Annotated in this window: 12 protein-coding genes and 1 pseudogene; 4 read left to right on the forward strand and 9 right to left on the reverse strand. The window is 31.7% G+C overall.

The annotated features are described in order from the left end of the window. Window positions 1-2 precede the first annotated feature (2 nt). From fabI to gap, 4 genes are read right to left on the reverse strand one after another with little or no spacing between them, the layout of a single operon-like run. The gene (fabI, locus tag ELQ11_RS01170) at window positions 3-827 is read right to left on the reverse strand and encodes an enoyl-ACP reductase FabI (protein ID WP_044780153.1); all 825 of its coding nucleotides are present in this window, start codon (window positions 825-827) and stop codon (window positions 3-5) included. Window positions 828-830: 3 nt separating this feature from the next. Then, complete coding sequence (locus ELQ11_RS01175) at window positions 831-1502, reverse strand: triose-phosphate isomerase (RefSeq protein WP_002866689.1); 672 nt, start codon at window positions 1500-1502, stop codon at window positions 831-833. Beyond that, entirely contained in the window at window positions 1499-2701 is a 1203-nt protein-coding gene (locus ELQ11_RS01180) for a phosphoglycerate kinase (RefSeq protein ID WP_126223071.1), read from the reverse strand. The genes ELQ11_RS01175 and ELQ11_RS01180 overlap by 4 nt, the downstream gene beginning before the upstream one ends. 2 nt (window positions 2702-2703) lie before the next feature. Further along, entirely contained in the window at window positions 2704-3702 is a 999-nt protein-coding gene (gene gap / locus ELQ11_RS01185) for a type I glyceraldehyde-3-phosphate dehydrogenase (RefSeq protein WP_070252651.1), read from the reverse strand. 59 nt (window positions 3703-3761) lie between these two features. On the opposite strand from gap, the gene nadD reads away from it, so the two are divergent. Continuing rightward, the gene (gene nadD / locus ELQ11_RS01190) at window positions 3762-4307 is read left to right on the forward strand and encodes a nicotinate (nicotinamide) nucleotide adenylyltransferase (protein WP_052858276.1); all 546 of its coding nucleotides are present in this window, start codon (window positions 3762-3764) and stop codon (window positions 4305-4307) included. A 27-nt stretch (window positions 4308-4334) separates the two neighbouring features. Next, a complete protein-coding gene (gene rsfS / locus ELQ11_RS01195) occupies window positions 4335-4661 on the forward strand; it encodes a ribosome silencing factor (protein WP_002855339.1) in 327 nt (108 codons plus the stop codon). 30 nt (window positions 4662-4691) lie between these two features. Here the strand turns inward: rsfS and ELQ11_RS01200 are convergent, their stop codons facing one another. Then, entirely contained in the window at window positions 4692-5069 is a 378-nt protein-coding gene (locus ELQ11_RS01200) for a DUF1090 family protein (protein ID WP_002932559.1), read from the reverse strand. 47 nt (window positions 5070-5116) lie between these two features. Continuing rightward, window positions 5117-6506: pseudogene (pgmL, locus tag ELQ11_RS01205) on the reverse strand (phosphoglucosamine mutase PgmL). A gap of 102 nt (window positions 6507-6608) precedes the next feature. Here pgmL and fliL point away from each other — a divergent pair. Both fliL and acpS read left to right on the forward strand, forming a co-directional pair. Next, window positions 6609-7145, forward strand: a complete 537-nt coding sequence (gene fliL / locus ELQ11_RS01210; RefSeq protein WP_070252652.1) for a flagellar basal body-associated protein FliL — start codon at window positions 6609-6611, stop codon at window positions 7143-7145. After that, complete coding sequence (gene acpS / locus ELQ11_RS01215) at window positions 7146-7493, forward strand: holo-ACP synthase (RefSeq protein ID WP_070243143.1); 348 nt, start codon at window positions 7146-7148, stop codon at window positions 7491-7493. On the opposite strand, the gene ELQ11_RS01220 is transcribed toward acpS, so the two are convergent. From ELQ11_RS01220 to ELQ11_RS01230, 3 genes are read right to left on the reverse strand one after another with little or no spacing between them, the layout of a single operon-like run. After that, window positions 7494-7913, reverse strand: a complete 420-nt coding sequence (locus tag ELQ11_RS01220) for a hypothetical protein (RefSeq protein ID WP_002862076.1) — start codon at window positions 7911-7913, stop codon at window positions 7494-7496. It abuts the gene before it with no gap. After that, window positions 7910-9271, reverse strand: a complete 1362-nt coding sequence (locus ELQ11_RS01225) for a cytochrome P450 (RefSeq protein WP_126264533.1) — start codon at window positions 9269-9271, stop codon at window positions 7910-7912. Before ELQ11_RS01225 ends, ELQ11_RS01220 begins: the two co-directional genes overlap by 4 nt. Further along, window positions 9268-10389 carry a DUF829 domain-containing protein gene (locus ELQ11_RS01230; RefSeq protein ID WP_126264532.1) on the reverse strand — a complete coding sequence of 374 codons (1122 nt, stop codon included), beginning with the start codon at window positions 10387-10389 and terminating at the stop codon, window positions 9268-9270. Before ELQ11_RS01230 ends, ELQ11_RS01225 begins: the two co-directional genes overlap by 4 nt. Between the last annotated feature and the right edge of the window lie 32 nt (window positions 10390-10421).

A 10421-nucleotide genomic window follows, 5' to 3' on the forward strand; every position in this document is an offset into this window, starting at 1 on the left:
TTTTATCCTTTTTGATTATCCCAACAAAGAACAGTTTGCCCTTCTTCATTTTTTTCAACATCACCCATGCCCATGATATTATATCCTGCATCGACATAATGTATTTCACCTGTAACACCATTTGCCAAATCGCTAAGTAAATACATAGCCGAATTTCCTACATCTTCTATACTAACATTGCGTTTTAAAGGAGAATTGATTTCATTGTATTTTAAAATCATTCTAAAATCTCCTATTCCACTTGCTGCTAAAGTTTTAATAGGACCTGCTGAAATAGCATTAACACGGATTCCTTTTACCCCTAAATCTCTTGCCAAATAACGCACAGAACTTTCAAGTGCAGCTTTTGCTACACCCATAACATTATAATGAGGCACATATTTAACCCCACCAAGATAACTTAAAGTCAAAATCGAACCCTTATCTTTTAAAATAGGTAAAACCGCACGTGTTAAAGAAAGTAAAGAATACACAGAAGTTTGCAAAGCTATATCAAAAGCTTCTTTTGAAGTTTCTAAAAAAGAATTTTCTAAAGCTTCTTTTGGAGCAAAAGCAACCGCATGCACTACAAAATCAATCTCACCTAAATCTTTTTTGATTTTTTCAGCGATAGAATCTAAATGCTCATTATTGTTTACATCAAGCTCATAAACAAAATTAGAATTAAACTCTTGTGCTATAGGTTCTACGCGTTTTTTTAAAGCATCATTTAAAAAAGTAAAAGCAAGCTCGGCTCCTTGATCAAAACATGCTTTTGCTATGCCATAAGCAATAGATTTATTATTTGCAACCCCTACAATAAGGCCTTTTTTACCCTTCATAATCATCTTTTATCCTTTGATTAATTTTATAAAATTTTCTACTTTTAACGCTGCAGAGCCTATCAAAACTCCACCACAATGTTTTACACTTAAAATTTCTTTAATATTATTTTCATTCACACTTCCACCATAAAGCAAAGGTGCCTTAGTTAAACTCGCTAAAAATTCAAGCACTTTAGCGATATCTGTACTTTGTGCGCTCACTCCCGTTCCTATAGAATAAATAGGCTCATAAGCGATAATGAGTTTTTCATAATTTAAATCAATAATTTCAAGTTGTTTTTTTAAAAACTCTAAAGTCTTGCCTGAATTTTTTGTATCTAAATTTTCACCTATACAAAAAACAATTTTATAACCATGCTCTTTAGCAAAATCAAATTTAGCCTTAATAAATTCTTCATCTCCTAAAGCTCTTCTTTCAGAATGCCCGATTAAAACACATTTGATCCCAAATTCGTCCAAATGCTCTTTTCCAAGCTCGCCTGTAAAAGCACCATTAACACAAGGGTAAAAATTTTGCGCTCCTTGTATGAAGTTATTTTCATTTTCTAAAAATGCTACACTAGGTGGGAAAACGATAATATCATCACATTTTGCTCCCATAGTTTTATTTAAAATTTCAGCATAAATTTTAAAACTTGCTCTTGTGTGATTGCATTTTAAATTTACAGCAAAGATCATTCATTTTCCTTAGATCTTAAAGCTTTTACGCCTGGAAGTTCTTTACCTTCTATAAGTTCAAGAGAAGCACCACCTCCAGTGGAAATAAAAGTCATTTCATCTGCATCACCTGCGCGCGCAACCACATCAGCCGTATCACCGCCTCCAACAACAGAAGTTGCATGTCCTTCGCTGATATAATGACTCATTTTAATGCTACCTTTTGAAAATTTGTCAATCTCAAAAACACCCATAGGTCCATTCCACCAAATCGTTTGCGCATCAGAAATCACCTCTTTAAAAAGCCTCACACTTGCAGGTCCTATATCTAAACCCATCCAACCATTTGGAATTTCTTGCGCTGGAACAAATTTCATCGGCGCATCTTGTGAGCACGCAGGAGCGGCTACAACGTCTACTGGAAGATAAATTTTCACTCCTAAATTTTTACCCTTGGTAAGAATTTTATTAGCTTCTTCTAAAAGTTCTTCTTCTAAAAGTGAATTTCCTATATCATAACCTAAAGCTTTTAAAAAAGTAAATGCCATACCTCCGCCTATGATTAATTTATCTACCTTTGGTAATAAATTTGTCAATGCTTGAAGTTTTCCACTCACCTTTGAACCTCCAACAACAGCGACAAAAGGACGTGCTGGATGTTTGATAAGATTGCTTGCAAAATCAATTTCTTTTTGGAGTAAAAATCCTGCGCCTTTGTGTTTTTCATCAAAAAATTTAGTAATAGCCTCCACGCTAGAATGTGCTCTATGGCATACTCCAAAAGCATCATTGATATAAACTTGAACCATAGAAGCAAGTTCTTTGGCTAAATTTTCATCATTTTTAGTTTCACCTTTTTCAAAACGCAAATTTTCAAGAAGTAAAATTGCACCCGCTTTTAAATTCATAGCTTTGGTTTTTGCATCTTCGCCGATAACATCTTTTGCCATAATAATTTCTTTATCTAAAAGTCTAGCAAGACGCTTAGCCACAGGTTCTAAAGAATATTTAGAGCTAATTTCTTTTGGACGCCCTAAATGAGAGGCTAAAATCACACTACAACCATTATCCAAACAATATCTTATCGTAGGAATAGCTGATCTTATGCGTCTATCATCAGTGATGTTTAAAAAATCATCTTGAGGAACATTAAAATCACATCTTATAAAAACTTTTTTCTTAGCTAAATCAATATCTTTTATAGAAATAATATCACTCATGATTAAGCCCTATTTGCAATATATACTGCCATATCTACTAGACGACTTGAATAGCCCCATTCATTATCATACCAAGCAATTACCTTGATAAAATCATCCGCAATCACTTGAGTTAAATCACTTGCCACAATTGCTCCATAAGAACAAGTGATAAAATCACTTGAAACTCTTTCATCATCATCCACCATTAAAATGCCTTTTAAATTTGTAGCTGCAGCTTTTCTAAAAGCTTCATTGATTTCATCTTTGCTGACTTTACGGCTTAGTTGTGCAGTTAAATCCACGCTTGATACATCAATCACTGGCACACGCATACTTTGTCCATGAAGCTTGCCATTAAGTTCAGGCATAACAAGTTTCATAGCTTTTGCTGCACCTGTAGAGGTTGGAATGATATTTTGTGCTGCAGCACGAGAACGGCGTTTATCTTTAGCTTTAGCATCAATAATACTTTGTCCATTTGTATAAGCATGTATTGTTGTCATAAGTCCTTTTTCGATACCAAAATTATCTTGTAAAACACGACAAACAGGACCTAAGCAATTTGTTGTACAACTTGCATTAGAAATAATGCTTTCACCCTTGTAAAGTTCTGAATTTACTCCTAAAACATAAGTAGGAGTATCATCTTTTGCAGGAGCACTCATGATCACTTTTTGCACTCCCATATCTATAAATTCTTGACATTTTGCCATAGTTAAATGCGCCCCTGTGCATTCTAAAACAATTTGTGCCCCGTATTTTGCAAAGTCAAGATCTTTTACATTGCGACTTTTAAATACTTTGATTTTTTTACCATTTACCACTAAATCATCGCCTTCACTATTAACACTGCCTTTAAATTCACCATGTACTGTATCGTATTTAAAAAGGTATTTTGTAAGTTCAATATCCGTAGTATCATTTATCGCCACAAGCTCAATATCATTTCTTTCTAAGATGATTCTTGCAACACATCTGCCTATGCGTCCAAAACCATTTATAGCAACTTTTACAGCCATTTAATTTCCTTTTGCAAAATATAATGTTAATATTCTACAAAAAAAAGGTTAAAATTTTAATGAAGATAGCACTTTTTGGTGGCAGTTTTGATCCGCCGCATAATGGTCATAATAGCGTTGTTTTAGAGGCTTTGGAAAAATTAGATATTGATAAGCTTATTATTATGCCTACTTATATCAACCCTTTTAAACAAAACTTTAGTGCTGATGAAAAGCAAAGATTCTTATGGGTTAAAAAACTTTGGGGGCATTTGCCAAAAGTTGAAATTTGTGATTTTGAAACCAAGCAAAAACGCCCTGTTCCTAGCATAGAAAGTGTTAAGTATCTTTATAAGCTTTATAATCCTAGTAAATTTTATCTTTTAATTGGTGCTGATCATTTAGAAAAACTTCATCTTTGGCATGATTTTGAAAAACTTAATTCTTTGGTAGAATTTGTTATTGCTAATCGCAATGATATAGAAATTCCTAAGAATTTCAAAGATTTAAAAACCGATAAAAAAATCGCTTCTTCTTTCATACGCAATACTTTAAATACAAATGAAGTTTGCGAAGAAATTAAAGATGAAGTAAAAAAATATTATGAAAAATTACAAAAAAATTGATACAATTTCAAAAATTAAAGGAAAATAATGCAAGAAAGAATAGATTTAATCGTTAAAATTTTAGATGAAAAAAAAGCTGAAGATATCAAAACCATTGACATGAGCGAGCAAGAATACTTTGTAAAATATGTCATTATCGCAGCTACTTTAGGAGAAAGACACGCTCTATCTTTGATCGATGAGCTTAAAACACAACTTAAAGCCAAAGGTGAGGAATTTTTAAACATAGATAGTAGTGAAGAATGGAGCGTGATTGATCTTGGTGATATTTTAATCCATCTTTTAACACCAGAACACAGAGGAATTTATAATATAGAAGAATTATTAGAAAATCTTAAAAAAGGTAGGGTTTAAAAAGACTAAATTTAATTAGCCTTTTAATTTTTAGAGATTATCAATATATTCTTTAATTTCTTTTTTGATTTTCTCTTTTTGTTCTTTTAAAGCTTCTTTTTTAGCTTTATACTCAGCCTTACTCATATAATCTTTTTGTTCTTTTAAAGCATCAAGTTCTTTTTCGATTTTTTCCACTTCTTGTTCTTTAAGTTTTTTAGCTTCTAACTTTTTATCATAAAACATAGGATCTTTAGCACAATCATTTTGTACTTGTTTTAAAGCAAGCTCTAAGCTTAAGGTTCTAGCTGTATCATTATGCGCTTTAGAAAAACTGATTTCTTTATTGATACGATCGATTTTTCTATCACATTCACTTGCACCAAAAGCAAAGGCACATAACGAAAGTAAAACAAGTATTTTTTTCATTTTTAATTCCTTTTTAAAATAAATTTAAATCGCAAAATATTATCTCATCAATTCTTAAGCCTAGCTTTTATATCATCAAATAAAGTAAATACCATACTTTCAAGCTCTTTTGCTCTTTCTAAAGAAGTTGCTTCAAAGCGTGTGATAAGATAAGGGCTGGTGTTAGATGCACGAAGCAAAGCCCATCCATCGCCAAAATCTATCCTAGCTCCATCGATTTCACAAAGACTTTTAACACCTTTTAAAGCTCCTTTTTCAATCTCTTTTTGAAATTCTTCCACAAGTTTAAATTTTTCTTCTTCATTTACAGGAATTTTAATTTCAGGCGTAGTATAAAGTTTTGGTAAAGCTTTAATCATACTTTCTAAATCAAAACCTTTATAAACAAGTTCTAAGGCTCTTAAAAATGCGTAAATTCCATCATCATAACCAAAATATCTATGTTTAAAGAAAATATGTCCGCTCACTTCAGCAGCCAAATCAATATCTTTTTCTTTCATCATTTTTTTGATATTAGAATGTCCTGTTTTTCCCATAAAAATAGTTCCAAATTTAGCCACTTCATCAAAAAGATTTTTAGAACATTTTACCTCACCTAAAATGCGTGGATTAGGAATATTTTTAGCAAACAAATAACAAAGCTCATCCCCGCAAAATACATGAGTTTTACTCAAAGCAACCATTCTATCAGCATCCCCATCAAAAGCAAAAGCTAAAGAATAATCTTGATTTTGATTTAAAAACTCTCTAATTGCACTTAAGTTTTCTTCTTCTGTAGGATCTGGAGCGTGGTTTGGAAACTGTCCATCAGGCTCTGCAAACATTACATGAGCTTTTAAATTTAAAGCCTTGATTAAAGGCTTTATCACCACTCCAGCCGCACCATTTGTGCAATCAACACCAAATTTATAATTAAAATCCTTTAAAAAACTAAATTGCTCGCACATAAATTTCACATAAAGGCTTAAAATATCGTATTTTTCTACTTCTAAATTTTCTTCAATCTCATCATCTAAATGCTTATAAACTTCTTTTGAAAACTCTTTTAATTCCACGCCAAAAAAACTTTCTTTATTGATAGTGATTTTAAAACCATTATAATCTTTTGGGTTATGAGAGCCTGTTATCATAACATTTGCATCAAATTTCAAGCCCTCATAGAGACTAAAATATCCCAATGGAGTTGGCACAAGCCCTATATCATAGATTTTTATCCCTGCTTTGTTAAGTCCACTCACTAGATAATTAAAAAGTTCATTTGCACTATATCTTGCATCATAGCCCACACTTACATTTTTACAGCCTTTATTTAGCATGGTTTGTCCCAAGCAAAAACCTATAGCCTTAACACTTTTTTCATTCAGTTCTTTGCCATAAAGCCCTCTTATATCATATTCTCTAAAAATCACATCTAACATTTTTTTCCTTTAAATTCATCTCTTCTTTGACCTAAATTTATCGTTTTTCTAAAGCAAATTTGGATAGAAAAGAAATTTTTGCTACAATTTTACATTAATTTCACTAAATGAAGGAAAATTTATGGATGAAGAATTAGAAAACGAAGAAACGAAAAAGAAAAAAGGCGGTTCACTTGTAATTATTATTGTTATTTTACTTTTTGTTTTACTTCTTAGTATTATGGGAGTGATTGCTTGGCTTATTTCAAGCAGTTCAAGTGATGAAAGTGAAGTCAAAGAATCTCCAAAAGAAGAAGCAAAAGCTGATAAACCTAAAGTTTCAGCCCCTACTCAACGAGGTAGTGATTTTGCTAATATAGGTCCTATGTACCCACTTGATCCTTTTACCCTAAATTTACTTAGCGATAGCGGCTCAAGATATGTAAAATGCACTATAGAACTAGAACAAAATAGCGAACTTTTAAAACCTGAACTTGATAAAAAAGTCCCGGTGATTCGTGATATTATTATTCGTACATTAACAGCTAAAACTTTTGAAGAAGTAAGTACACAAAAAGGCAAAGAACGTTTAAAAGATGAGCTAGTTGGAAAAATCAATGAAATTTTAACCGATGGCTTTATTAAAAATGTTTATTTTACGGATTTTGTAGTTTCTTAAATGCGTGTAGGCTGTGATATCATCGCCATTTCTAGGATAGAAAAAATTCATTCTAGACATGGCAAAAATTTTTTGGATAAATTTCTAAGCTCAAAAGAACAAATACTCATTAAAAATCCAGCAACTCTAGCAGGTCTTTGGGCTGCTAAAGAAGCTGCTAGCAAGGCTTTGGGTGTTGGAATTTGTGAATTATGCAGTTTTTTTGATATTGAAATATCAAAAGATGAAAAAAACGCGCCTAAATTAAAATATTCTCAAAAAATTACAAAAAATTTTAATATCACTCAAACTTCCCTAAGCATTTCTCATGATAATGGTTTTGCTATAGCCATAGTGGCTATAGTTTGATTATTTTCCTATAGTTTGCTTGTCTAAATTTCTTGAAAGTATGAAATCTACCACAGGTTGTTCTCTTTTATTTGCTCTTTTACAATGATCTTTTTGAAAAAAATCTGTGATTTTTATAACAATCCTTGCCCATTTTTTACGATTTCTTTCACGCCACGCATGAGAAGAAACGCTCTCCCAAGCATAGCCATTAAACAAGCTTGCATTTACAAAATGATCTAAGGCTCTAACACCCTGTCTTGCTCGTGCGGTATTAAAAAAAGTTCCTATAATCACGATAAAAAGATATCCTAAAACTGCTAAAGGTACTATTGCACAAAGCAGAATAGTCCCTGCTAATTTTTCTTTTAAGCTTCCTTTTAAAGTGCGTTTTACACGACGACGAAAATTGGCACGAATTTTAGTTCTAACTCTTTTCATAACTCTCTTTTGCTAAATTTTATCCTCATACCATTAGCCGAACGCACTGTTAAACGGCCTACTACATCAGGTACAAAACCTTCTTCAAGTTCTAGTTTGTAAGTTTTTAAAATATTAGCCAAAATCAAAATAGCTTCTTGCATAGCAAAACCTTGTCCTATGCAAATTCTTTCCCCTACACCAAAAGGCAAATAAGCATCTTTTTTGTATTCTCCTTCAAAACGAGAAGGATTAAATCCATGTGGATTTGTCCAAAATTCTTCATGTCTGTGTATCAGCCAAGGAGCAATCACCACCCCAGAACCTTTTTTAATAAGCTTATCTCTAACTTGGGTATCTTTTTTTGCCTCTCTTGCAAAAAATCCAACAGGAGGATAAAGTCTTAAAGATTCTTTAAAAATATTTGTTAAGTATTTAAACTGTCTTAGATGCGAAATTTCAATGGCTCCACCCTGTAAAACCTGAGTAATCTCCTCATAAGCTTTTTCTTGCTCCTTAGGATAAAGACTAAGCAAATAAAGCGTCCATGTCAAAGAACTTGCTGTGGTTTCATGTCCTGCTAAAAAAAGCATAGCCACTTGATCTAAAATTTCCTCAAAAGAAAAACGCTTATTTGTATCTGCATCCACTACTAAAAGCAAAGATCCTAAAATATCTTCAAATTCTGCATTATCTGCCATATCATATCTTGATTTTATGATGTCACTTAAAACCTGTCTGATCACATCTCCGGCCTTAGCACGCTTACGATCTCCTAAAACATAAGAAAGCCATTTTGGAAAACAAAACATACGACGCATGGCTGTATGCACGCTTTGCTCTTGAAAAGTCACAAAGGCATTTAAGATTTTTTTACCTTTTTCCTCATCGAGTTTTGAAGACATAATGGTGCGAAAAATCACATCAGCGGTAATAAAAGTCATAGCTTCATCTACTTCGATAACAGCATGATTTGGATACTTGCTAAAACGATCCATCATATCTGCCACAGCTTCACTCATAAGATTAAACACTTTATTGATACGAGTCATTTCAAAACTTGGACGCAAAAGCTCTCTTTGCTTTTTCCAAACTTCACCATTTGTAGTAAAAATGCTCTCCCCTAAAAGCGGACTTAAAAGCTCATGCAAAAATGCACTTTTAGGAAATTCTCTAACCTCATCAACCATCATTCTTTTAACTTCTTTAGTGTCATTTATAACATAAAGATCAAAATTTGGCATCTTCACATAGCCTGTTTGCATTTTATAACTACGCTCATAAAGCCCATCAAGCCAAGATCTACGCTTTAACAAAAAAGTTAAAAGTGTAGAAGCTTTATTTTTATAAGGTTTTGGAAAAAAGGGACATTCACTCATATTTTTACCTTTTCTTCTAAAAATTTAGGCATTATGATGAAAGAAAAAAAATCATAATCACCTTTAACACTAATACTATAAAGATATAAAAAGTGCGCTTTGTTTTTATCTCTTTTTATTTTTTTATACTCATGTTTTTCATATAAAGTGTGAAATTTAGTACTTAAAAATGGGGGTGTAAATTTAGCATTTACACCACTCGTGCGGAAAAAATCCACTTGAGGAAAACATGCTCCATCAATAATCGATGTGTAATCATACCATTTTAAATCAAACCTTGAAACAAATTCAAGCTTCTTTCTAAATTCATCTGCTTTTTTTTGATAACTCACTAAAGGTATGCATTCTCCTAAAGTAAGAATTTTTAATTTACGAAGCAAAGATAAATCTAAATTTTGTCTTAAAATACACTCCAAAACTTCTATACAAACTATAGTTCCAACACTATGCGCTACCAAAATAAGCTCATAATCTTGTTTGCTTTCGTTTCGTTTTAGCTTATCTACTATAACATTTGCAAAAAGCTTGATTCTTTCTTGCATAGTGCCTGTTTTTTTATCTTGCCAAGTAGCACAAAAAGCACAAATTCTTGCTATCCAAAATACAGCTAATTTCTTACCTAATTTAAATAAAAAATGATTTAGTAAAAATCCTAAAAAACATCCTATAATGATAGCTAAAGAAAAATGCATATAATTTTGCAAAAAAGCAAAACTTCCAAAAGCTAAAACCAAAGAAAATAGTAAAGAAAATAACACATAAAAAAAAGGATAATAACCTGTGATAAGTTGATAAATCGACTCTTTGCCAAATTTGATAAAAAGCCCTGTGATAGTATAAATTCTAAAAAAACTATAACAATCTGCTAAGGCATCTTTATAATTTTCTGACCAATTTTTCTTAACAATATCATTCCATGTTAAAAAATGATATTTAGTTTGCACTCCCTCGCAAGAAATTTTAAAAAAAGGAAATTGCTCTTTTTTTTCAATTTTACTTAAATCAGCTTCAATGTTAAAAGCATGAGAATAATCTTTTAGGTTTTTTTTAAATAAATCATAATAAAATCTATAACTTTTAGGATCATATCCTGCTATATAAAATACTTCCCTATTCATACAATATTTCTTTTTACTTTTAATTATAACAA

Source organism: Campylobacter sp. US50a (assembly GCF_004379015.1).
Taxonomy (GTDB): domain Bacteria; phylum Campylobacterota; class Campylobacteria; order Campylobacterales; family Campylobacteraceae; genus Campylobacter_D; species Campylobacter_D jejuni.